Annotated in this window: 26 protein-coding genes and 1 other annotated feature (1 of these 27 running past the window's edge); of the genes, 10 read left to right on the top strand and 16 right to left on the bottom strand. The window is 34.4% G+C overall.

Annotation, left to right across the window (positions count from 1 at the left end; genetic code table 11):
* On the bottom strand, positions 1-1,063 hold a 1,063-nt coding region (locus CAAU_RS14130), incomplete at its 3' end, for an ISLre2 family transposase (protein ID WP_040305695.1).
* A 126-nt stretch (positions 1,064-1,189) separates the two neighbouring features.
* Here CAAU_RS14130 and CAAU_RS02420 point away from each other — a divergent pair.
* Complete coding sequence (locus CAAU_RS02420) at positions 1,190-2,134, top strand: type I phosphomannose isomerase catalytic subunit (protein ID WP_040305693.1); 945 nt, start codon at positions 1,190-1,192, stop codon at positions 2,132-2,134.
* Here the strand turns inward: CAAU_RS02420 and CAAU_RS02415 are convergent, their stop codons facing one another.
* Genes CAAU_RS02415 through CAAU_RS02395 form a run of 5 tightly spaced genes read right to left on the bottom strand, consistent with a single transcriptional unit; the run spans position 2,135 to position 6,315 of the window.
* Positions 2,135-2,365 carry an alpha/beta-type small acid-soluble spore protein gene (locus tag CAAU_RS02415; protein WP_008907851.1) on the bottom strand — a complete coding sequence of 77 codons (231 nt, stop codon included), beginning with the start codon at positions 2,363-2,365 and terminating at the stop codon, positions 2,135-2,137.
* A 49-nt stretch (positions 2,366-2,414) separates the two neighbouring features.
* Positions 2,415-3,407, bottom strand: coding sequence for an ABC transporter ATP-binding protein (locus CAAU_RS02410; RefSeq protein ID WP_008907850.1), 993 nt, complete (start codon positions 3,405-3,407; stop codon positions 2,415-2,417).
* Positions 3,407-4,426 carry an ABC transporter ATP-binding protein gene (locus CAAU_RS02405; protein WP_008907849.1) on the bottom strand — a complete coding sequence of 340 codons (1,020 nt, stop codon included), beginning with the start codon at positions 4,424-4,426 and terminating at the stop codon, positions 3,407-3,409. The genes CAAU_RS02410 and CAAU_RS02405 overlap by 1 nt, the downstream gene beginning before the upstream one ends.
* Before the next feature lie 13 nt (positions 4,427-4,439).
* The gene (locus CAAU_RS02400; protein ID WP_008907848.1) at positions 4,440-5,357 is read right to left on the bottom strand and encodes an ABC transporter permease; all 918 of its coding nucleotides are present in this window, start codon (positions 5,355-5,357) and stop codon (positions 4,440-4,442) included.
* Positions 5,358-5,367: 10 nt separating this feature from the next.
* Positions 5,368-6,315, bottom strand: coding sequence for an ABC transporter permease (locus CAAU_RS02395; protein WP_008907847.1), 948 nt, complete (start codon positions 6,313-6,315; stop codon positions 5,368-5,370).
* A gap of 393 nt (positions 6,316-6,708) precedes the next feature.
* Here CAAU_RS02395 and CAAU_RS02390 point away from each other — a divergent pair, with 393 nt between their 5' ends.
* The 5 genes from CAAU_RS02390 (at position 6,709) to CAAU_RS02370 (ending at position 11,198) form a co-directional block, all read left to right on the top strand.
* Complete coding sequence (locus CAAU_RS02390; RefSeq protein ID WP_008907846.1) at positions 6,709-7,692, top strand: aspartate-semialdehyde dehydrogenase; 984 nt, start codon at positions 6,709-6,711, stop codon at positions 7,690-7,692.
* Positions 7,693-7,756: 64 nt separating this feature from the next.
* Positions 7,757-8,638, top strand: coding sequence for a 4-hydroxy-tetrahydrodipicolinate synthase (gene dapA, locus CAAU_RS02385; protein ID WP_008907845.1), 882 nt, complete (start codon positions 7,757-7,759; stop codon positions 8,636-8,638).
* Between the two features lie 10 nt (positions 8,639-8,648).
* Entirely contained in the window at positions 8,649-9,401 is a 753-nt protein-coding gene (dapB, locus tag CAAU_RS02380; RefSeq protein WP_008907844.1) for a 4-hydroxy-tetrahydrodipicolinate reductase, read from the top strand.
* Between the two features lie 48 nt (positions 9,402-9,449).
* Positions 9,450-10,601, top strand: a complete 1,152-nt coding sequence (locus CAAU_RS02375; RefSeq protein ID WP_008907843.1) for an aminotransferase A — start codon at positions 9,450-9,452, stop codon at positions 10,599-10,601.
* Between the two features lie 42 nt (positions 10,602-10,643).
* On the top strand, positions 10,644-11,198 hold the full coding sequence (locus tag CAAU_RS02370) for a Uma2 family endonuclease (protein WP_008907842.1): 555 nt from the start codon (positions 10,644-10,646) through the stop codon (positions 11,196-11,198).
* Between the two features lie 35 nt (positions 11,199-11,233).
* On the opposite strand, the gene CAAU_RS02365 is transcribed toward CAAU_RS02370, so the two are convergent.
* The 3 genes from CAAU_RS02365 to CAAU_RS02355 all read right to left on the bottom strand — a co-directional run bounded on the left by CAAU_RS02365 (position 11,234) and on the right by CAAU_RS02355 (position 14,271).
* Positions 11,234-11,686, bottom strand: a complete 453-nt coding sequence (locus tag CAAU_RS02365; RefSeq protein ID WP_008907841.1) for a hypothetical protein — start codon at positions 11,684-11,686, stop codon at positions 11,234-11,236.
* 593 nt (positions 11,687-12,279) lie between these two features.
* Positions 12,280-13,662 carry a hypothetical protein gene (locus CAAU_RS02360; RefSeq protein WP_008907839.1) on the bottom strand — a complete coding sequence of 461 codons (1,383 nt, stop codon included), beginning with the start codon at positions 13,660-13,662 and terminating at the stop codon, positions 12,280-12,282.
* A gap of 69 nt (positions 13,663-13,731) precedes the next feature.
* The gene (locus CAAU_RS02355; protein WP_008907838.1) at positions 13,732-14,271 is read right to left on the bottom strand and encodes a cob(I)yrinic acid a,c-diamide adenosyltransferase; all 540 of its coding nucleotides are present in this window, start codon (positions 14,269-14,271) and stop codon (positions 13,732-13,734) included.
* Positions 14,272-14,419: 148 nt separating this feature from the next.
* Between CAAU_RS02355 and dapD the strand changes: the two genes are divergently transcribed.
* A complete protein-coding gene (gene dapD / locus CAAU_RS02350; RefSeq protein ID WP_008907837.1) occupies positions 14,420-15,139 on the top strand; it encodes a 2,3,4,5-tetrahydropyridine-2,6-dicarboxylate N-acetyltransferase in 720 nt (239 codons plus the stop codon).
* A 15-nt stretch (positions 15,140-15,154) separates the two neighbouring features.
* Here the strand turns inward: dapD and CAAU_RS02345 are convergent, their stop codons facing one another.
* From CAAU_RS02345 to pdaB, 3 genes are all read right to left on the bottom strand, one after another.
* Positions 15,155-15,778: a single-stranded DNA-binding protein gene (locus CAAU_RS02345; RefSeq protein ID WP_008907836.1), complete on the bottom strand. Its 624-nt coding sequence runs from the start codon at positions 15,776-15,778 to the stop codon at positions 15,155-15,157.
* 66 nt (positions 15,779-15,844) lie between these two features.
* Positions 15,845-16,432 (bottom strand): Mur ligase family protein, encoded by a 588-nt coding sequence (locus tag CAAU_RS02340; protein WP_008907835.1) that lies wholly within the window; start codon positions 16,430-16,432, stop codon positions 15,845-15,847.
* A gap of 48 nt (positions 16,433-16,480) precedes the next feature.
* Positions 16,481-17,257 carry a polysaccharide deacetylase family sporulation protein PdaB gene (pdaB, locus tag CAAU_RS02335; RefSeq protein ID WP_008907834.1) on the bottom strand — a complete coding sequence of 259 codons (777 nt, stop codon included), beginning with the start codon at positions 17,255-17,257 and terminating at the stop codon, positions 16,481-16,483.
* Between the two features lie 493 nt (positions 17,258-17,750).
* Between pdaB and CAAU_RS02325 the strand changes: the two genes are divergently transcribed.
* Both CAAU_RS02325 and CAAU_RS02320 read left to right on the top strand, forming a co-directional pair.
* Positions 17,751-17,993 carry an alpha/beta-type small acid-soluble spore protein gene (locus CAAU_RS02325; protein WP_008907833.1) on the top strand — a complete coding sequence of 81 codons (243 nt, stop codon included), beginning with the start codon at positions 17,751-17,753 and terminating at the stop codon, positions 17,991-17,993.
* A 100-nt stretch (positions 17,994-18,093) separates the two neighbouring features.
* Positions 18,094-18,615, top strand: coding sequence for a DUF4364 family protein (locus CAAU_RS02320; protein ID WP_008907832.1), 522 nt, complete (start codon positions 18,094-18,096; stop codon positions 18,613-18,615).
* A gap of 17 nt (positions 18,616-18,632) precedes the next feature.
* On the opposite strand, the gene CAAU_RS14485 is transcribed toward CAAU_RS02320, so the two are convergent.
* Together CAAU_RS14485 and CAAU_RS02315 are read right to left on the bottom strand one after the other, a co-directional pair.
* On the bottom strand, positions 18,633-18,806 hold the full coding sequence (locus CAAU_RS14485; RefSeq protein WP_156792021.1) for a hypothetical protein: 174 nt from the start codon (positions 18,804-18,806) through the stop codon (positions 18,633-18,635).
* 47 nt (positions 18,807-18,853) lie between these two features.
* Positions 18,854-20,143 carry a bifunctional folylpolyglutamate synthase/dihydrofolate synthase gene (locus CAAU_RS02315; protein WP_008907830.1) on the bottom strand — a complete coding sequence of 430 codons (1,290 nt, stop codon included), beginning with the start codon at positions 20,141-20,143 and terminating at the stop codon, positions 18,854-18,856.
* A gap of 94 nt (positions 20,144-20,237) precedes the next feature.
* Here CAAU_RS02315 and CAAU_RS02310 point away from each other — a divergent pair, with 94 nt between their 5' ends.
* Positions 20,238-20,531, top strand: a complete 294-nt coding sequence (locus CAAU_RS02310; protein ID WP_040305688.1) for a hypothetical protein — start codon at positions 20,238-20,240, stop codon at positions 20,529-20,531.
* 30 nt (positions 20,532-20,561) lie between these two features.
* On the opposite strand, the gene CAAU_RS02305 is transcribed toward CAAU_RS02310, so the two are convergent.
* Complete coding sequence (locus tag CAAU_RS02305; RefSeq protein ID WP_008907828.1) at positions 20,562-23,204, bottom strand: valine--tRNA ligase; 2,643 nt, start codon at positions 23,202-23,204, stop codon at positions 20,562-20,564.
* Between the two features lie 10 nt (positions 23,205-23,214).
* A complete protein-coding gene (locus tag CAAU_RS14480) occupies positions 23,215-23,385 on the bottom strand; it encodes a hypothetical protein (protein WP_008907827.1) in 171 nt (56 codons plus the stop codon).
* A 30-nt stretch (positions 23,386-23,415) separates the two neighbouring features.
* Positions 23,416-23,426, bottom strand: a binding site (T-box leader); it runs 195 nt beyond the window's last position.

The raw sequence follows: 23,426 nt of genomic DNA, 5'->3' as shown, positions 1-23,426 counted from the left end.
CGTCATCTTTATATATTTCTATCCCTTCCCAGTTGTTTAATATATACCTTCTTACTTCTTTTATCCTTTCTTTTTCTGTATTAGTTTCTGCTTTACTTGCAAGCTCCTTAAATATTTCCCTTAAACCCTTCTTATCTCCTTCATTTATGGCTTTCCATATCTTTTCCCTATATTCTTCTCTCTTTGCTGTCCCTCTTATTATGTATTTGTTTAAATGATATCTGTCTAATACAAATTTCGCTTTTGGAATCCACTCTATCCCTTCCTTTATCCATCTTGCCCCATCCCCTGCTATATATATCTTTTCTATGCTCTCTATTTCATAATTCTCATACACATAATTCGCTACATCTATCCATATTTCTTCTGCTTCTACTCCTACGTATGCTTTGTAATATACATTTTTTAATTCATTCCTTCCATTCCTCTCTTGCCTTCCTTCATGAACATAGACAAGCCTTGGCATCTCCTTTTTGCCATTCTGCAGTGCAACATGATCTTCATCCGCTTCTATGTATAATACCCTTACCTTCCTTTTTTCTTTTACTTCTCTCTTTACCTCTACTTCCCCTACCTGCCTTATTGCATTAAATACCGTTTGCCTACTTAGCTTCTCTTTGCATGTTACCTTGCTACTTTCTTCGTAGGACATGTTGATTGCATTCTCTACAAGCCTTATCTTTACTTCTTTATCCACCTTCTCATGTTTCCTTATACCTATAACATCATCAAGTAAATATCTATATTCTCCGCTCTTTCTTGATTTGTAGTATGTTCTTGAATATTCTATTCCTCCTAGGAGCGTAATAATACTTTTCTTGTCTTTTCTTTCAACTATCCATTCCTTTTTTCTCTTATCATCTTCTTTAATCGCTTTATCTAATTCTTCTAAAAAGTCTTTTATTATATTCCTTCCAAGTTCATCAGTCGATTCTTTAACTACCTCAACAAGTTTTGTAAAATCCCATTCTTTTGACAGCATTTCTTCTACATTTTTTATTAATTTAGTAGTGAAATTTATTAAATGTTGTTGTATAATATCATGTTGTATAATATTATTCAAAAGAGACACCCCCTTATTGATTTGTGTTTTTTCCACTTTTTATTTTACCACAGGGGTTGTCTCTTTTAAATTTTTTGTCCTTTTTCGTCCTACAATAATTTTACACTATGTTAAAGGGGGATCAAAATGCTTTATCCATTGTTTTTTGAGCCGGTTTATAAAAGTATTATTTGGGGTGGAAGAAAGTTTGAAACTTATTTTAAAAGAAATATTCCAAAGGGTAATGTTGCCGAGAGCTGGGAGATTTGCTGTCATAAAAATGGAATGAGCATAATAAAAAATGGTCCTTTAAAGGGAAAAGCATTAGATGAAGTAATTAAGCTCTATGGTAAGGAAATTCTTGGTAAAAAATACGATAGTTTTCCTCTTCTTATAAAGCTTATCGATGCCAACGATAAATTATCCATACAAGTTCATCCGGATGATGATTACTCTAAAAGAGTTGAAAATCAGCTTGGAAAAACAGAAATGTGGTATGTTATAGACGCTAAAGAAGATGCAAAACTTGTTTACGGGCTTAAGAAGGGGACAACTAAAGAAAGTTTAAAAAAAGCATTAGAAGAAAATACTGTTGAAGAGATTTTAAACTTTGTTCCTGTGGAAAAGGGCGACATAATTTTTATACCTTCAGGAACAGTTCATGCAATTTTAGATGGACTTTTACTGGCAGAAATCCAGCAAAACAGCGACATAACCTATAGACTTTACGATTGGAATAGAGTTGATAAGGACGGAAAAAAAAGAGAATTGCATATAGATAAAGCCTTAGATGTTATAGATTATGATTTTGAAGGAAAAGTATTAAAACCAATTTTCATAGAACTTGATGGTTACAACATAGCAAAGGCAGTAAGCTGCAAATACTTTAATGTAGATATAATTAATGTAAAGGAAGAATTCAAAGACAAACCAAATAACTCCTTTATAATCTTTACTACAATCGAAGGTGAAGGAAAATTAATATATGATAGAGATTATGAAATAAAAATGGGGGATAGTTTTCTAATTCCTGCCTCCCTAGGTGAATTTAAAATAAAGGGTAATTTAACATTACTTAAGACAACAGCATAGCTATTCGTTCCATTTTCGTCCTGCATCCTTGTTAAGCTTTGTCATAATTCCACCTATTCTTCCTGTTTCTTCTGCGGTTAAACCGCTCCAACCGTATTTTTTTACTTTATCTAAAAGTCCTAATTCCTCAGCAATTTCATATTTTAATTTTTCTCTTTCCTTTTCCTTTGGAGTAAGTTCCTTTTTGGATTTTAGCTTTGCCTTTACTACCTTCTTAAAAGGTGTAGCCATAAAAACACCTCCCTAGTTTTATTATTACAGGGAGGTGTTTTTTTATTCATTAATATAAATGACAAGCTACATAATGTCCTGGGCTAACCTCTTTAAGCTGTGGATTTAGTTCTCCGCAGATTGGCTTTGCATGTTTGCATCTTGCTTTGAATCTACATCCAACAGGCGGATTTATTGGGCTTGGAACTTCTCCTTCAAGCATAATTCTTTGACGCTTTTTTTCAACTTCTGGGTCTGGTATCGGTATTGCTGATAAAAGCGCCTGAGTATATGGATGCAAAGGATTCTTGTAAAGTTCAAAGCTTTCTGCCAGCTCAACATTTACACCAAGATACATAACCGCAACCCTATCTGAAATATGCTTAACCATCGCAAGGTCGTGGGCAATGAAAAGGTAAGTCAAGCCAAGTTCCCTTTGAAATTTTATAAGCATATTTACAATCTGAGCTTGGATTGAAACATCAAGAGCTGATATAGGCTCGTCACAAACTATAAATTTAGGTTCTACCGCAAGGGCTCTTGCGATACCTATTCTTTGTCTTTGCCCACCCGAAAACTCGTGTGGGAAACGGTTAGCATGTTCCTTGTTAAGTCCAACCATTCTTAAAAGTTCATAAACCCTTTCTAATCTTTCTTTTCCAGTGTATATTCCATGAATATCTATTCCTTCTGCTATAATATCCCCAACAGTCATTCTTGGATTTAATGAGGCATATGGGTCCTGGAAAATAATTTGTGCCTCTTTAGTATATTCCTTTTTCTCTCTTCCTGAAAGCTTATGCACATTTTTTCCTTCAAATAAAACTTCACCATCAGTTGGACTATATATTCCAAGTATAGTTCTTCCCGCTGTGGTTTTACCACAACCGGATTCTCCAACCATACCTAATGTTTCACCTTTTCTAATATATAAATTCAAATCGTCAACTGCCTTTAAGATGGCATTTTTCCCTACTCTAAAATATTTTTTCAAATTTTTAACTTCAACTAATACCTCATCTGAAACTTGACCTTTTTGTTCAGTTATTCTTACTTCTGACATTATAATACACCTCCTCTACCAACAGGAATGTCCACTTTTGGAGCATACTCATGATGTAACCAGCAAGCTGCTTCATGAGTTTCGCTAATCTTTGTAACTGGTGGTGGAACTTCATCACAAATTTGCATTCTGTATTGACATCTTGATGCAAATGGACATCCCTTAGGCGGTGCTATAAGGTCTGGTGGAGTTCCTTGTATTGATATTAAGTCCTCCTTCTTTTCTGAGTCAAGTCTTGGAACTGCCCTTAAAAGAGCCCATGTATATGGATGCTGTGGATTATAGAATAATTCCTCTGCGTTTCCTCTTTCAACTATTTGTCCTGCATACATAACTATCAATTTTTGTGCTATATCTGCAACAACGCCAAGATCATGAGTAATAAGAATTATTGATGTTCCAAGCTTCTTTTGAAGCTCCTTCATAAGGTCGATTATTTGCGCCTGGATAGTAACATCAAGGGCTGTTGTTGGCTCATCAGCAATAAGTATTTTAGGATTGCATGCAAGAGCTATGGCTATCATTGCTCTTTGTCTCATACCACCTGAAAATTGGTGTGGATATTGGTTTGCTCTGCTTTCTGCGTTTGGTATATTAACCATTTCCAGCATCTTTACTGCTTCTTTAAAAGCTTCCTTCTTTGACATACCCCTATGGATCATAAGGCTTTCTGCAATCTGCAAACCTACCTTCATAGTAGGATTTAAAGATGTCATTGGGTCCTGGAAGATCATACTAACTTCAGCACCTCTATATTGTTGCCATTCCTTTTTTGAAAACTCTAAAATATTTTTCCCCTGGAATAATATTTCGCTTCCCTTTTTGATCTCCCCCGGAGGCGTCTGAATGAGCCCCATTATAGCCTTTGAAGTAACTGTCTTTCCACAACCTGATTCACCTACTATTGCTAAGGATTCACCCTTATCAAGGGTAAAGGATACTCCTCTTACTGATTGAACTTCCCCTGCGTATGTATGATATGAAACTCTTAAATTTCTTACTTCAAGCAATCTTTCCATGGCACAACCTCCTTTATTGACGTAGTCTTGGGTCTAGAGCATCTCTTAGACCATCACCAAGTAAGTTAAATGCAAGCATTGTTAAGCTTATCGCTGCTGCTGGGAATATTAACTGATATGGATAAAAATCCATGTTTTGCTGTCCAAATGCAGCCATTGCACCCCAGCTTGTGTTTGGAGGTTGCACTCCAAGACCTATAAAGCTCAAGAAAGCTTCTGCAAAAATGTATGAAGGTATATTAAGGGACATATAAACAATTATTATACCTATAGTATTTGGAATAAGGTGTTTTATGATTATTCTTGCAGGATCAGCACCAAGGGCTTGAGCTGCAAGAACGTATTCAGATTCCTTAAGCTGCAATATCTGTCCTCTTACGATTCTTGCAATACCTGTCCAACCTGTTAAAACTAGGGCAAGTATTAGGGAGAATAATCCCTTTTCAAATACTATTGATATCAATATAACAACTATAAGGTATGGAATTCCTACAATAACTTCAACAATTCTCATCATAACATCATCAACTAATCCGCCAAGGTATCCAGAAATTCCACCATATAGTGCACCTACAACTGTGCAGATGAAAGTTGCAATTAAACCTATAGCTATAGATACACGTCCACCCTTCCATAATCTAACAAAAATATCTCTTCCAAGCTGATCAAGCCCAAACCAGTGTTCTTTAGTAGGTGGAGTATTTGCAAGCTCAATAAATTGCTCTTCAAATCCATAAGGTCTTAAATAAGGACCTACTATACACATCAATATTATCACTAGCAAAAGATACATGGAAAACATTGCAACCTTATTCATCTTTAGTCTTCTCCATGCATCCTGCCAATAGGTTATATTAGGCCTCATTATCGCATCGGCATTTTGGCCTTCACATCCTAATATTTGAAACTTTTCCTTGTTGAGTTCAAGCATATTATCCCCCCTATCTCTTTTCACCAGTTACTCTAATTCTTGGGTCAATTACACCATAAAGAATATCTACTATAAGTAGGGATAGAATAAATAGGAATGCAAAGAATACTGTAGTTGCCATAATCATTGTGTAATCTCTTGCGTTTATACTTGCAACATAGTATTCACCAAGTCCAGGTATAGCAAATATTCTTTCTATAACAAAGGTTCCTGTGATGATACCTGCAATCTGAGGTCCTAATATCGTTATAATTGGTAATATAGCATTTCTTAAGATATGTTTCCAAACTATCTGAACGTTAGGAACACCCTTTGCTCTTGCTGTCATTATATAGTCCTGGTTAATAACATCTAATACGGATGATTTCATATATCTTGAATATATTGCAATACTACCCAATGACAATGCAAATGTAGGTAATACCGTATATCGCCATCCCGAGAACCAAACATTTTCAGAAGGCCATCCAACTATTGGGAAGAATCCCCCTGCTAAATACTTCTGAATAAGGGCTGCAACGACGAAGCTCGGGACAGAAACACCTACTAAGGCTATAAAGATTACAAGATAATCTATCCATGTATTTTTGTAAAAGGCAGCTAAAATACCCAAAATAAGACCTATAATTAATCCAAAAAATACAGCCTGAAGTCCAAGTCTTGCTGATGCAGGGAATTTTTCTTTTATTATGTTATTAGCTGTTTCACCCGGGAATTCTATAGATTCCCCAAGATCTCCATGTAATAGATTCTTTAAGTAAATTAGATACCTAATGTGAACGGGTTTATCAAGTCCATATCTTTTTCTTAAATTTTGTTGAATTTGAGGTGGAAGCTGCTTTGCCTTATTCCTTATTGGGTCACCAGGCAAAGTATTCATAAGAAAAAAGGTAGCTGTAATGATTACCCACATGGTTAACACCATGTATCCAATTCTTCTTAAAAGATACCTTGTCATTTTTCATCCCCCTTTAATATTTTTTTAGTTATTATTAAATAAAAACTTTAAAATCCCCCCTTCTAATTTGAATAAATATATTTAAAAAAATATTTTTGACGTTTAAAACTACGTTTTTTAAAAATTTATAATTTAATTTCTTTTTCGACAATTAATATTAAAAAAAATTAATATTTCACATTTCGACATTTTCCTTGCCATTTTTCTTCGTTTTTTGAATTTAATTATATCTAAATCTTGCAAATGTATAATAACATCATTTAAACTCATTGTCAATTTTTCCTATGGATAAATTTTAAAGATATCTTAATTTTTATTAATTATATGGTATAATACATCTAATAAATATTTTTTTCATAGATTATTATTGAATATATTTAAGGAGGGATTACCATGCCAAAGGTTGCAGTAGTTGGTGCCACCGGAATGGTTGGTAGAATGATGTTAAGGGTTTTAGAGGAGAGAAATTTCCCCATCGATGAACTTTATCTTTTTGCTTCGGCAAAATCAGCAGGAAGTGAAATAGAATTCAAAGGAAAAAAATATATAGTTGAGGAATTAAAGGAGGATTCCTTTGATAGAGGAATAGATATTGCTCTTTTTTCAGCTGGTGCCTCAACAAGTTTAAAATTTGCAAAAATTGCTGCATCAAAGGGATGTGTTGTAATAGATAATAGCTCAGCATGGAGGATGCACGATGACGTTCCGCTTGTTGTTCCTGAAGTAAACCCAGAAGATATAAATTGGCATAAAGGAATAATAGCAAACCCTAACTGCTCCACGATCCAAGCGGTTGTTGCATTAAAGCCCCTAGATTTAAAATACAAAATTAAAAGAATAGTTTATTCAACATATCAAGCAGTTTCAGGTGCAGGTCAGGGAGGATATGAGGATCTTCAAAATGGTATAAAAGGGATTGCACCTAAAAAATTTATTCACCCAATCGCATTCAACGTTATCCCCCACATAGATGTTTTTATGGATAACGGTTACACAAAGGAAGAAATGAAAATGATTGAAGAAACAAAAAAGATAATGCACAGACCTGATCTTAAAATTACTGCAACTACAGTTAGGGTGCCTGTTTACCACGGCCACAGTGAGTCTATAAATGTCGAGTTTGAAAAAGATTTTAATTTAGAAGAAATTAAAGAAATACTTAAAAACAGTAAAGGCGTTATATTAATGGATGATCCTTCAAACAATATTTATCCAATGCCGATTTTAGCAGAGGGGAAGAACGAAGTATTTGTTGGAAGATTAAGAAGGGACTTTAGCGTAGAACATGGTCTTAATATGTGGGTTGTTGCAGATAACATAAGAAAAGGTGCTGCAACTAATGCTGTTCAGATTGCTGAACTTATTGTAAATAACTAATTGTAACCTAGAACATTTTGTGCATATAATAATATTAAGTATATTTTTAGAGAGGATGGTTTATATGACTCTTTTCAAGGGTTCAGGGGTTGCTATAGTAACTCCATTTAAGGAGGATGGCGTTGACTTTAAAAAGCTTGAGGAGCTTATTGAATGGCATATTGAAGAAAAAACAGACGCAATAATAGTATGCGGAACTACCGGCGAAGCGTCAACAATGAGCGAACAAGAAAGAAAGGAAACTATAAAGTTTACAGTAGATGTTGTTAAGGGAAGAATCCCTGTTATTGCAGGAACAGGTTCTAACAATACTAAGGCTGCTGTTGAAATGTCAAAATGGGCTGATTCTATCGGCGTTGATGGCCTTTTAGTTATCACACCATATTATAACAAGACAACCCAAAGGGGAGCTATTGAACACTTCAAGGCAATAGCATCTCAAGTTAAAAAGCCGATAATTATCTACAATGTTCCATCAAGAACTGGGTTTAATATTTTGCCTGAAACTCTCTATGAACTATCAAAAATAGAAAATATAGTAGCTGTAAAGGAAGCAAGCGGCAATATAACTCAAGTTGCAGAAATTGCTCAGCTCTGTGGCGATAATTTAGACATATATTCAGGCAACGATGATCAAGTTGTTCCAATGATGGCCCTTGGTGCAAAGGGAGTTATTTCTGTTGTTGCCAATATCCTTCCAAGGGATACCCACGATATGTGCGAAAAGTGGTTTAATGGGGATATAGAAGGTTCAAAACAACTTCAATTAAAGATGCTACCACTTATTAAAGCCCTCTTTATAGAAACAAATCCAATTCCTGTTAAGGCCGCAATGAACCTTATGGGAATGAATGTTGGAACATTAAGGCTTCCACTTGTTGAAATCTCTCCAAAGAACCTTGAAATACTCAAGCAGGAAATGATCAAATACGGAATCAAGTTATAGAGGTGAAGATATGAAGGTTTTATTACATGGTTGTAATGGTAAGATGGGTCAGGTATTGACAAGAATAATATCTCAAATGGAGGATATGAAGATCATTTGTGGTGTTGATAGGGAACCTAATAAAATAAAAAACCCTTATCCTGTTTATGACTGCTTATCAAAGGTTCAGGAGGATGTTGATGTTTTAATAGATTTTTCAAACCACTCGGCCTTAGATTCTATTTTAGAGTTTGGACTTAGTAAAAATGTTCCCCTTGTAATATGCACAACAGGGTTTTCTCCTGAAGAAAAAGAAAAGATGAAGAAGGCTTCTGAAAAAATTCCAATATTAAACTCAGCAAATATGTCTATTGGAATTAACCTTATAACTAATCTTTTGAAAAACATCGCTCCAATACTTTATGGAGATTTTGACATTGAAATCATCGAAAAGCATCACAATCAAAAGCTTGATTCACCAAGCGGAACTGCTCTTATGCTTGCAGATGCTATAAATTCATCCCTTCAAAATAGCTTAGAATATGTTTACGGCAGGCATTCTAAAACTGATAAAAGAAAAAAGGAGGAACTTGGAATCCATGCAATAAGGGGCGGTGCTATAGTTGGCGAACATTCTGTTATTTTTGCAGGCGCAGGAGAGGTTATTGAAATAAACCACTCTGCACTATCAAGGGATGTGTTTGCCTATGGTGCTATAAGGGCTGCAAAATTCTTAGTAGGAAAAAAGCCTAATTTTTATACAATGAATGATGTATTAAAATAAATGAAAAGCTCACCTTAAGGTGGGCTTTTTAAATAGGAGGAAGATACAATGGAAGAGCTTTTAAATAGAAGGATAAAAAATATCCAGATTTCAGGTATAAGAAGATTTTATAATCTCGTATCACAATATAAGGATGCTATAAATCTAACTATAGGTCAACCGGATTTTGAAACTCCAACCCATGTAAAGGATGCTGCAAAGATTGCCTTAGATAATAATAAAACGGTTTATACCCATAATGCTGGAATTTTAGAACTTAGAAGAGCAGTTTCAAATTATTACAAAAAGTATGGTATAGAATACAATCCTGACGATGAAATTATTATAACAAGCGGCGGTAGCGAAGCAATTTACATTGCCCTAAACACCATCCTTGATGAAAATTCTGAAGTAATCCTCCCAGGACCGATTTATCCAGGTTATGAGCCAGTTATAAAACTTTGCGGTGCAAAGCCTGTTTTTATTGATACTACCAATCATGATTTTAAGTTAAAAGCAAAACTTATTAAAAAGCATTTAACCGAAAGAACAAGATGCATAATCATTCCTTCTCCCTCAAATCCTACGGGGATTATGTTAAATAAAGCTGAACTTTATGAAATCATAAAATTAATAAAGGATAAAGATATATTTATCCTATCTGACGAAATATATAGTGAGCTTACATATGATTTTGAACATGTATCCATTGCAAGCTTTAGGGAGGTCTTTGATAAGACTATTGTGGTTAACGGCCTTTCAAAGTCCCATTCCATGACAGGTTTTAGAATAGGCTACACCCTTGCTCCTAAATATATATCACAGGAAATGATCAAGCTTCATCAATACATAAACTCCTGTGCCTCATCCATTAGCCAATATGCGGCATTAGAGGCCCTTACCAATGGCCCTTTGGATCCAATTTCTATGAGGGAGGAATATAAAAAAAGGCGGGATTTTGTTTATGAAAGGCTTTTAGATATAGGATTTGATGTTGTAAAACCAAACGGTGCCTTTTACTTTTTCCCATCGATTAAAAAATTTGGTTTATCATCTTTAGAATTTGCAACAAAACTTCTGGAGGATAAAAGGGTTGCAGTAGTTCCAGGTGATGCCTTTTCACCATTAGGTGAAGGATTTATAAGGATCTCCTTTGCAAGTTCTATGGAAACTTTAAGGGAAGGGTTAAACAGGATTGAAGATTTTATAAATAGGTTATAATATTTTAAATATAAGAAACAGTTTAATTTGGGAGTGATACCAATGTTACCTAGCCCAAAAAAATATTCCTATGAGGAGTTTTTAGACTTAACTAAAGATAAACGGGCTGAGTTTATAGATGGCGAAATTTATCTTCTTGCTTCACCATCCTTTGAACATCAAATAGTTATTTCTAAGCTTAATATTGAATTAATGAATTTTTTTAAAAATACTAATTGCATTCCTATTCTATATCCCTTTGACGTTATATTTGAAAATGAAAACACTGGTGAGATCAATGTGGTTCAGCCTGATTTAACAATAATTTGCGATAAAGAAAATATCACAGATAAAGGCTATAAAGGAATTCCAAAATTAATAATCGAAGTTTTATCCCCTTCCACAGCATCAATAGATTACATAAAAAAAATGTCCCTATATTCAAAATTCAAAGTAGAAGAATATTGGATAATAAATCCAAGAAATAAAACCTTGCAGATTTTTGTTTTAGAAAAGGATTTATATATCGAATATGCAGCTTTAACTTCAGAAGATATTGCATATTCTTATTCCTTTAATGGTCTCTCAATAAATTTAAAGGATATCTTTAATTGGTAGAAATTATGGCCATCTTTTCAGATGGCCACTTTTAATTAGCACGGGCAGAATGGGAAGCTTGGGAATTCTGCATAATGTGCAACAACCTTAACAACATAGGTTTTGCTTCTGCAAAGATCTTCATCAGGGAATACAAAGCAGAATTCATCTATTGTTACATCTTTACATCCTGTTCCAGGAACAACAATTTGGCAAGCTTTGAATCCCCTTGTATAGAAGGTTCCATCAACTGGTTCACAAACCAATACGCCAACGTTTATTTTTCTATTACAACAAACATTTTTAAGCCTTACCCTTACCTTCAAAAATCTTCCTTCACACTTTAAATCAAAAGGACCTACAGTATAATCTATTACATCTTCACATGGCTTAAAGGTAATGTTTTGGCTTCCATTGCAGCAGCATTCACATCCTACTCCAGTTGAGGATTGGCTGCAAACTTCACAATTTACTTCCTCATTTAGCAATCTTTCCTTTTGATTGTTCATCAGCTCACCCCCTAATTCATTTATGTAGTCTTTAGTAAACTAATTCATTATACTTCTTAAAAAAAGAGATAAAATACAGAAAATAATTACCCTTCTACCCTTTACCCCATCGAAAAAATTTTTTATTTAAATGTAAATCTATATCAACTTCCTTTATTTGTTCAAAGGAATCATATTTTACTTCAACATATTTTTTCATAATCTCCACCTCTTTTATTTTCTAATATATGTTATGCAATAATGTCTAATGTTGTCACAAAAAGGGACTGCGTTAGCAGTCTCTTCAGACTGTTGAAAAAGTTGTTTTTTGATAAGCCCCGTGAAGGATTTCCCTGGCATTCGCTCATTTCGCTAAGCAATTCTAAGCTTTTCTTTGTTTTCAAAAGTCCTACCCTCGTGAGCCGACACCCGTGTCGGCCACTCGGCTCTGCACGTCCGTGTGCAGAATTACGGACTTTTGAAAAGTCGAAAAGCAAGAATTGCTAGAACTCATGAGAGATGCCTTTTTGAAATCCATTCACGGGGCTCTTGCAAAGTCTAAACACCAATGAGAGGTTGTCTACAATCTGAAGGGACTGCGTTAGCAGTCCCTTTTATATAATAAACATTGCAAATATAGTTGTAACAACAAGCCCTATAACAACAGGGATCAAATTCTTTCTTGCAAGATCAAAGGGGCTAACCTTACAAATTGCTGCAACTGGGATAACAGCCCAAGGAATTAACGTTCCTCCACCTACCCAAATAGCTGCCTGTTGACCAAGGGCAGTTAATGTGGCGGTGCCTCTTCCTAATGCTGTTCCAAATATTTTGGCAACAGTTCCGGCAAGGCTTATTCCCGAAAATCCTGAACCATCAAGCCCGGTTATAGCACCAACGGTTGTTAGGGATGCAGCGCTAAGAACCCTGTTTACTGGAACTATCTGAGATAGAGCAAGTCCTAAATCATTTACAAGCCCAGTTGAATTTTTAGGAAGAAATTCCCCAATAATCTTTAAAAATCCTTCATCTCCTAAGTAGAAAAATGCTGCAATCGGAATTACAGGACCAAATACTTTAAATCCAAATTGTAACCCTTCGATCAAGTAATTTATAACCTCATCAATCGCCTTTGTTTTTGATGAAAAAAGAAGTATTAATATAAGGATAAACAGAGCCGTTCCTCCAATTAAAGCCGTTGCGTCCCCACCTTGAAGTTTGTAGGCTTGCATTATAACTATATCTAATGCAAAAACTATAGGAATTAAAACTGCAAATAGTTTTCTATAATATAGTGAAAGCGGGGACTCCTTTTTTATATTATCCTCTTTAATTTGTTCTTTAACCTTTAAAATTCCTCTTTTCATGTCTTTATTAATTAAAATGAAGGCTGTAACAGTGGTAACAAGTCCCATTACAATTGTGAGGGGAATACTTGCCCTTATAACCTCAGCCACTTCAATTCCAGCACCACCTGCAGTAAGTTTCGGTGCACCTTGAATTACAAGGTCGCTTGAAAGGGCAATTCCATGTCCGAATAGGTTCATAGCCATTGCTACAGCAAGGGCCGGAAGCCCAGCTTTAATTGCAACCGGTGCAAATATAGCTCCAATTAAAGCAACTGCTGGTGATGGCCAGAAAAACCAGGAAATAATCATCATTACAAGACCTATTATCCAGTAGGCTAAGCTTGGTGTTTTAATTAATTTTAAAAATGGCCTAACCATCTCTTGATTTATACCCGTTTTTTCTAGAACACTTCCCATGCCAACGATTATGGAAATAATCAAAATAGTTCCTAAAAGTTCCTTGATTGCATAGGCTAATCCATTAAATACAGCCATAATCGATTGATAAACTGAACCCGTAGCAACTAACCCTAAAACAAAAATTCCAATGATGCATATTAAACTCGTATCCTTCTTATAAACCATAAAGGTAATTACAAGTAAAATAAAGATAAGGTAAATATAATGTAGGGCTGTGATTTGTAGCATAAAGTTCCCTTCAAAAAATTGCTTGTTAATATTACAATATTCACTTTTTCAATTTAGGTTACAATAATATTAAAATTCAATTCCTTTTCTTGCGGGAACTCCCTTCTCAAAATAATGTTTTATTTCTTTCATTTCAGTAACCAAATCAGCAATTTCCATGATTTCCTTTGGAACATTTCTGCCAGTTAAAATAATTTCCATATCTTCAGGCTTAGATTTTAAAAATTCTACAACTTCTTCAACTGATAAAAGCTTGTTATGTAATACCCCCATAATCTCATCCAATATTAAAACGTCGCATTCTTTATTTTTCAATACCTTTTTACAAAACTCAAAGGCTTCTTCTATTTCCTTTTTTAATTCTGCCTTTTCTTCATCGCTTAGCGTCCAAAAAAAGCCCCTTTTCTTTTCAAATCTAAATATTTTAAAATATGGATCTAATTTTTCTATACTTTTTAATTCACCTGTTTCCGATCCCTTTAAAAACTGCACCATGTAAACCCTAAGTTCATTTCCTGCTGCCCTAACTCCCTGCCCAATTGCTGCAGTAGTTTTACCTTTTCCATCGCCTGTATAAACCTGAATACATCCCTTAGTAAGCTTACCCATATTACTACCCCTTTCAATAATAATTCAATTATAATTATAACATAAATTGTAATAATCTCCTTCTATTAATTGACAAAAATAATTATTAAATGATATATTATTAAGCAAAGTCATAGTAAACTTTAAATTAAAGGTAGAGGTGATAAAGTTGGAACAAAGGCAATATGATTTAACTGATCCATATGAAATAGCAAGATACATAAAGGAAGCTAAAAAGACAACTCCTGTTAAGGTTTATGTAGATGGAAACCTTGAAGGATTATGCCCTGAAAATATCGATATTTACGGTAAAGATAATTTTTATATATTATTTGGTGAAAACGATGTTGTGGAAAAATTTTTAGAAGAGAATAAAGATAAAATTAAAAAATATAGAATTGAATGGGATAGAAGAAATTCAGCAATCCCGATGATGGACATAAGACATGTTAATGCAAGGATTGAACCTGGAGCAATAATAAGAGAAGGAGTTACAATCGGAGATCATGCTGTTATAATGATGGGAGCTGTTATAAATATAGGTGCTGAAATCGGGGAAAATTCAATGATCGACATGAATGCTGTAATAGGTGCAAGGGGTAAAATTGGTAAAAATGTTCATGTTGGTGCAGGTGCAGTAATAGCAGGTGTATTAGAACCTCCAAGCAAAGATCCTGTTATAATTGAGGATGATGTTCTAATAGGGGCAAACGCTGTAATCTTAGAAGGAGTTAAAGTTGGAAAAGGTTCAGTTGTTGCTGCAGGCTCAGTTGTAACCCACGATGTTGAAAGCGGAGTTGTTGTAGCTGGAGTTCCTGCAAAGGTTATAAAAAGGGTTGACGACAAAACAAAGGAAAAAACAAAGCTATTAGACGATTTAAGGAAGTAGTCAATGCTACTTCCTTTATTCATCCTCTATCTTTTCAAGTTTTGAGATTGAAACTTCATAGGCAATCCTTTTTACTATGTTGTCATCTGATAGTTTCTTTTCATATTCCCTGCTCTGCATTCTGCCCCAAATCTTCACATGGGTCCCTACTTCGAACTTGCTAGAAAATCTGGCATTCCTACCCCATGCAATAGCTGGAACATAATCGGATTTGTTGTATGCCCTATTTACAGCTATCAATATGTCGGTAATTTCCCTCCCAAGGGGAGTTGTTCTATAAACAGGCTGCTTGCATATGTAACCATCGAGGCTTATTTCATTAGGCTTGTCTGAAATTGTATCAATTCTTTTTATATCCCTTGCAAAAATGGTAAGAAGGAGTCTACTTGCCCCGTCAACCACTCTATTATAGGATCTTATCTGACCCTCTATAGAAATTAAATTTCCCTGGGACATATCAAGGTTGGCTATAAGCCTCTCCGATACAGTAACCGGCAAAACGTCAACAGTTTGGCTTAATCTTGGAACTTCAATGAAAAAGTTGTAAAAGCCCTCACCATACATTTCATGGCTAAAGGTTAGAGGTGAAACTATTTTCCCCTCAACATAGGCTTTGTTTGTCAAAAATAAATTTTGCATCCCCATCCCTCTCCCTTCGTGTTTTATATCTAAAATATAAATATTCAAATTCCAAAAACATTATTACTAAATAATTCCAAAAATCATCAAACAAGTTAAAGCAGCAAGATAATAATAAACATCATGGTATTTGCCTATAACTTCATAAGGCTTTTCAAAGGGTTGAATAAGGTCTCCATTGATATTTACAATAGCCCTTTGCAGGCAAAAGCTAAAGCAAAGGCAAGTTAGATCATCTATACTTGTTGCTGTAACTGTTGATTTATCGTTAAGACCATAGGATATGACATAAATATTTGAATGATTAAGATTTATAGGAAAATTAAAATCTGAATTGAATATATAATAACCTTCTTCCTTTATATTTTCAACAACCTCTGCTATCTTATCATTTAAATCTTCCATTGCATCAAAGCCAAGATTAATAATCACATCAAATTTTATTTTGGATATCCTATCTTCTATTAAATCCTCCCTTGATATGGCAATAAGAACATATTCAACTTCTTTAAATAATATTTTTTCAAAAGCCTCATTAGAATTGTCGTGGGTTCCTATGCATACAACTTCTTTGCCATGTTCTTTAAGTTCCTCATAAATAATTTCTAAAACTTTAGACTTGCCTCTGCTTCCTAATATTCCAATAACTAGCATTGCATCACCCCGTTTTATCTTCTGTTATTTATTTTGTCTAATTCTTCGTTAGTTATTCTTAATGGGTTTCTGCCTCCCTGTATGATCAATATAATAATTTTCCTTATAAATAAGCTCCGATACAGTTACAAATTCATATCCTTTTCTTTTTAGCTCCTTTAAAATTCCGTCTAAAACCTTAGGAGTTTGCTTGGCGTAATTATGGAAAAGTATTATAGAGCCATTTGTAACCCTACTAACAACCCTACTATATATAACATCTTCACCTGGATCCTTCCAGTCGATTGAATCCACATCCCATTGTATGCAGAAATGTCCGGTTTCCTTTACCGTTTTTACCACCAGGCTATTATAATCTCCAAAGGGAGGTCTAAAAAGATTAGTCCCTTTCCCTGTAATCCTCTTTATTTTGTCGCTGGTTTTAAATATCTCCTCCTTCATTTTATCCGGGGTTATCTGAGAAAAATGAGGATGAGTAGTTGAATGATTCCCTATTTCATGTCCCTTTTCAAAAATCTTTTTAACCGTCTCAGGATATTTATCCACCCAACTTCCTACTAAGAAAAAGGTAGCCCTTACTCCATTTTTTTCTAATATATCTAATATTTCATCTGTATATTCATTTCCCCAAGCTGCATCAAAGGTTATTGCAATCTTTTTTTCATCAGTTTCCACACAGTAAATTGGGAGTTCCCTTTGAGTATTCAAAAACACATTTAAAAGTTCATACCTCCCTGTTGCAGCATAAAGAATGGAAAATAAAAAAATAAACATAACTATCATTGATTTCGCTACTGCTTTTTTTGATATAACTATAACCTTCACCCGATTCCCTCCAAAATTTTATTACAATAAATATTTATTATTTTTACACAAAAAATATTATATGCAGGCATAAAAATATGCCTGCACCAGAAATATAATAATTATCTTTTTTTTGTAAAAACTAATTATAGGTCAATTAAAAGGAGGGGTTTTGTATGACCATGCGAAGAGCTAGATTTACAAATCTGTTTGGTCACCAAACTGAATTTGCATCTGAAAACCTCCTAGGTCAGGATAGGCACTATCATAGAGAAGCCAAATCCCAAAAAGCTCAATTAAAAAGTGCTCACAAGCATGGGCCTAGAAAAAACTACAAAATCCCTATAAAGGATAAATTGACCTAAAGTGCGGCAAAGGCCGCACTTTTTTAACTAATAACCAGAAATTTCTTGTATATTCGACCCAAAATTACACAAATTATTAATAAGATACATTCTTATTCATCACCCCCATAAGGAAACAATATTACATATTCTAAAAAGGAGGTTATAAAATGGCAGCAGGACAAGAATATCATGGAAGAAGCCAACTGGTTCCTGAGGTTCACAAGGCTCTTGATAATATGAAGTATGAAATCGCATCAGAACTTGGAATACCTGTATATCAAGGTTCTGAAGATTATTGGGGCAACATTTCATCTAGAGATTGTGGTAGAGTCGGAGGAACCATAGTTAAAAGATTAATTGCAATGGCTGAAAAGGAAATATTAAACGGAAAAATGCCGGATAAAATATGATCTTAAAGCTCCCGAAAGGGAGCATTTTTATTGAAAATTTATATTAAATGCTGTTATAATATAAAATGTAATGCCCTAATTATTTTTTTGGAGGGATATAATGTATAGAGATACGACTGAACTTGCTGAAAATAAATTGCTTATATTATATATCCTAAATAAAATCGATACCCCAATCACAAACTCTTCCCTTACACAAATAGTTCTTGAAAACAATTTAATAAACTATTTTTCATTGCAGCAATACATATCAGAACTTATTGAAAGCGGATTTATAGAAATAAATAAAGAAATAAACAAGCAATTATTAAGAATTTCATTAAAGGGAAAAAGAACTTTAGAATTTTTTATAGACAGAATCCCTGAAAAAAAGCTGAAGGTAATAGATGATTATTTAAAGGATCAAAATATAGAACCTGAAAACAAATACACTACCATTTCAAGATATGAAGCTATTGGGAATGAATACTTTGTGGATATCAAACTTCTTGAAAATGAGAAAATAATATTTGACCTTAGGCTAAGGACATCCTCATTAGAAAAGGCAACATCCATATGCGAAAATTGGGAAAGAAATTATGTTACTTTATATGAAAAAATAATAGATCTTTTAAAAGAATAATCCGGGGAAACCCGGATTTATTTTAATATATTCCTTAAATCACTTTTAATCCCATTTTCCTTAGCCATCTTGACATATTCATTGCAAATCTTCTTTGAAAACTCGAGGATGGGTTTGGGAACTTTATCCTGAAGCTTATTAGCAAGATAATATAATTTATACGCCATTTCAATTTTCTCCAGTTCACTCAAAACGTTAACCTCAAAAAATCGCTATATATAAATATATGATGTTAAACCTATAATAATGATTTTAGTATGGTTCTTGCTTCGCCAATCATATAAAGGGATCCGCAAAATAAAATTACATCGAATTCTCTGGAACGTTCTATAGCCAAATTTACCGCATCAGCTATATTTTTTTTAGCCTCAGCCCTTTTCCCTTTAGCAATAATTATATTTTTTAATTCTTCCTCTGATAGAGCCCTTGGACTATTCGGCGTAACCGTTACAAAATCACTGCTTATCTCAAAGAGCTTCTCAAGCATATTTTCATAATCCTTATCCCTTAGCATTCCTGTTACTATTAATGTTTTTTTGTTATTAAAATAATGTTTCATAGAATCCACTAGTGCATTAATACCCTGAATATTATGTCCACCATCTAAAACCATATATGGATTTTTCTTTAAAATTTCAAATCTTCCCGGCCATTTTGCTTCCTTTAGGCCTTTATATAGAGCATCATTACTAACTTCAACCCCAAGCTCCCTTAAAACCTCAACAGCCATAATGCTTGTTAAGGCGTTGTTTATTTGATGTAGTCCTAAAAGATTTATTTTTATATCCCTATAATTTTTGTAACCTTCAACATCAAATATTATTCCATCTACAGTGTTCTCTTTAAGATTATATTTCAAATCCTCAACATGATATATTTTTGCGCCCTTTTCCTTTGCAACCTGCTTTATAACCTCATAGGCTTCCTTTTCTTGAGGATAAAGAACCAGCGGAACCCCTTCTTTTATTATTCCTGCCTTTTCATAGGCAATTTTTGACAATGTATTTCCAAGAACATTCATGTGATCATAGCTTATTGTTGTTATAACCGTAAGAATAGGATCAACAACATTTGTTGCATCAAACCTTCCCCCCAGTCCAACCTCTAAAACAACATAATCGACATTTTTGTCATAAAAATATTTAAAGGCCATTGCCGTAATTATCTCAAACTCAGTAGGCTTTCCATAGCCTTCCTTTTCTACCCTTTCAATTAAAGGGATCAAGTAATCTAAATATTCAGCCACTTCCTCCTCCTTTATTTCCTCATCGTTTATCTTTATCCTTTCGGTAAACCTTTCTATATAAGGTGATGTGTATATCCCTACCCTATAACCTTGTTCCTTTAAAATAGAGGATATAAATGTGGTCGTCGATCCCTTTCCATTAGTTCCTGCAATATGAATAACCTTTAATTTATCCTCTGGATTATCCATAAGGCCACATATTTTTTTAATCCTATCAAGGCCTAAATTCATTCCGAATTTCCCTATGCTTTCAATGTAATTTAAAGCCTCTTTGTAATTCATGTTTATCTCCCCTAAAAAAATTATCATATTTTGTAACACTTTGTCACTAATTGTCATAAGTTATAGTAGAAAAAATTTTAAAGGAGGGAAAATTATGATGGGTTCAATTCCAGGGCCATTCCATCCACATCAATTTTGCACAATAAAAAATATACTCGAAGCTCTTAAGGGCGAAAAGGTTATAATCGTTCTAAAGGGCTGCTGCGAAGAATGGGTTAAAGTTCTTGCAGTATGCGGTAACATTCTTATAGCTGAATTCCCAGACAAAAAGTGCCACTGCCCAATTAAATTCATCGACATCGATTGTATATGCGAAGTAATCACTGATTGTCAAAAGGTTATTAGAACTTTCTTAGAAGATAAAGAAGACCACAAGGATCATTGTTAAAGCGTAAGGCACCATTAATGGTGCCTTACATTATTTTTTTAATGCCTCTAATCTTTCTATAACTTTTCTTAACATATCCTCATACATTTTCTTCTTTGCCTTTTCCTCATCAACAACCTTTTGTGGTGCCTTGTTTATAAATCCTTGATTTGAAAGCTTATTGTTTACCCTTTCAACTTCCTTTTCTAATTTTTCTTTTTCCTTTGAAAGTCTTTCAATTTCCTTTTCCCTGTCTATAAGGTCTTCAAGGGGTAGGAATATTTCTCCACCTGGAATAACCTTTGATACAGCATCCTTTGGAATTTCTTCCTTGTCAGGGAAAATTACTTCTGAAGCATAGGCTAGCTTTTCAAAATATATTCTTCCTTCCTCAAAGGCACCTTTTATATCTATACTTGCAGGTAAAATCATAACCTTTGCCCTTCTTGAATTTGGAACATTCATTTCAGTTCTTATATTTCTCACTGCCCTTATTGCATCTATAACATGGTTCATATTTGCTTCTTCTTTTTCGAATACTCTATCTTCTCTATATTCAGGCCATCTTGCAATAGTTATGGAAGGCGACTCATCTGTAAGGTGTTTATATATTTCCTCAGTTATAAACGGCATGAAGGGATGTAAAAGTTTTAAGCTGTCTACTAAAACTTCCTTTAATACCCTTTGGGCTGCAGCCTTATCTTTAACATCATCTCCATAAAGCCTTGGTTTTATAAGCTCAATATACCAGTCACAAACCTCAGACCATATAAAATCATATATCTTTTGAAGGGCAATTCCAAGTTCAAATTTATTAAGATTTTCTGTAACCTCTCCTACAACCTTATTTAATCTGCTAAGTATCCATTTGTCTGCTGTATTTAAGTAAGTTTCATCAAAGGACTTTAATACTTCATCATCCAAGTTCATAAGGGCAAATCTTGCTGCATTCCATATTTTGTTAGCAAAGTTTCTTGCAGCCTCTACCCTTTCCATGTAGAATCTCATATCGTTTCCAGGTGAATTTCCTGTAACTAAAGTAAATCTTAAAGCATCTGCACCGTATTGGTCGATTATTTCAAGGGGATCAATTCCGTTTCCTAAGGACTTTGACATCTTTCTTCCTTGTGAATCCCTAACTATTCCATGAATTAAAACATATTTAAACGGAACTTCCCCCATATGTTCTATTCCTGAGAATATCATCCTTGCAACCCAGAAGAATATTATGTCATATCCAGTCACTAAAACGCTAGTTGGATAGAAATATTCAAGATCTTCTGTTTTTTCCGGCCATCCTAAAGTTGAGAAGGGCCAGAGAGCTGAACTAAACCATGTATCTAATACATCCTCATCCTGATGGATGTTAGTTGAACCGCAGTGGGCACACTTAGTTGCATCCTCAACCTGAACAGTAAGCCTTCCACAATCATCACAATACCATACAGGAATTCTATGTCCCCACCAGAGCTGTCTTGATATACACCAATCTTGAATATTTTCCATCCAATTAAAATAAACCTTTGCAAATCTTTCTGGAATAAATTGAACCTTTCCTTCTTTAACAGCCTTTATTGCAGGTTCAGCCAAAGGCTTCATTTTTACAAACCATTGCTTCGATAAAAGTGGCTCAACAACAGTTTTACATCTATCATGGGTTCCAACATTGTGGTTATGTTCTTCTACTTTAAGAAGTAATCCCTTTTCCTCAAGATCCTTAAGAACTTGTTTTCTAGCCTCATATCTTTCAAGCCCTTCGTATTTTCCTGCAAGGCTATTCATCCTTCCATCTTCATTCATAACAACTATTTGAGGAAGGTTATGCCTTTGCCCTACCTCAAAGTCGTTTGGATCATGGGCAGGAGTTATCTTTACGCATCCTGTTCCAAATTCCATGTCAACATATTCATCTGCAATTACAGGAATTTCCCTATCAACTAAAGGTAGTATCAAAGTTTTTCCTATAAGATGTTTGTATCTTTCATCATTTGGATTAACTGCAACCGCAACGTCGCCAAGCATCGTTTCCGGCCTTGTTGTTGCAACAATAACATACTCATCAGAATCCTTAACAGGATATTTTATATGATAAAGCCTTCCTTCTTTTTCTTCGTATTCAATTTCAGCATCTGAAAGGGCAGTCATACATTTAGGACACCAGTTTATTATTCTATTTCCTTGATAAATAAGTCCCTTTTCATAAAGTCTTACGAAAACTTCCCTTATAGCTCTATTTAATCCTTCATCCATCGTAAATCTTTCTCTTGTCCAGTCGCAGGAGGCACCCATTTTCATAAGCTGTTCTCTAATTCTTGCCCTATATTTATGTGTCCACTCCCAAACCTTTTCAAGGAATTTTTCCCTTCCGATTTGCTTTTTATAGATTCCCTGCTTTTCAAGTTCTGCCTCAACCTTAACTTCTGTTGCAATGCTTGCATGATCTTCACCAGGAAGCCAAAGGGTTGGATACCCTTGCATTCTCTTCCATCTAATTAGGACATCCTGCAAAGTGTTGTCAAGGGCATGACCCATGTGAAGCTGTCCTGTTATGTTTGGTGGCGGAATCATTATTGTAAAGGGCTCTTTTGACTTGTCAATCTTTGGGGTAAAATATCCCTTATGAAGCCATTCGTTATATAATCTTTCTTCAAAATCCTTAGGGTTATAGGTTTTTGCTAAATTCATATCCTCCATAATATCCCTCCTATATTATCTCAAATATTTTTAAAATGCCTATAACAGCTATGGTTAAACCTACTGTTTTAATAAGCAAAATATTTTTATAATCATTTCTGACTCTGAAAATGCTAACTATAAAGTTTGCCCCATAAACTAAAATTGCCCCAATGATCATTAAAAAAATTCCCATTTTCATAGACACCCCCAATAAAAAATCCCCCACCCAAAAAAGGGCGA

The sequence above is a fragment of the Caloramator australicus RC3 genome (assembly GCF_000297115.1).
Taxonomy (GTDB): domain Bacteria; phylum Bacillota; class Clostridia; order Clostridiales; family Caloramatoraceae; genus Caloramator; species Caloramator australicus.
This window is presented reverse-complemented; position numbering and strand designations above follow the sequence as displayed.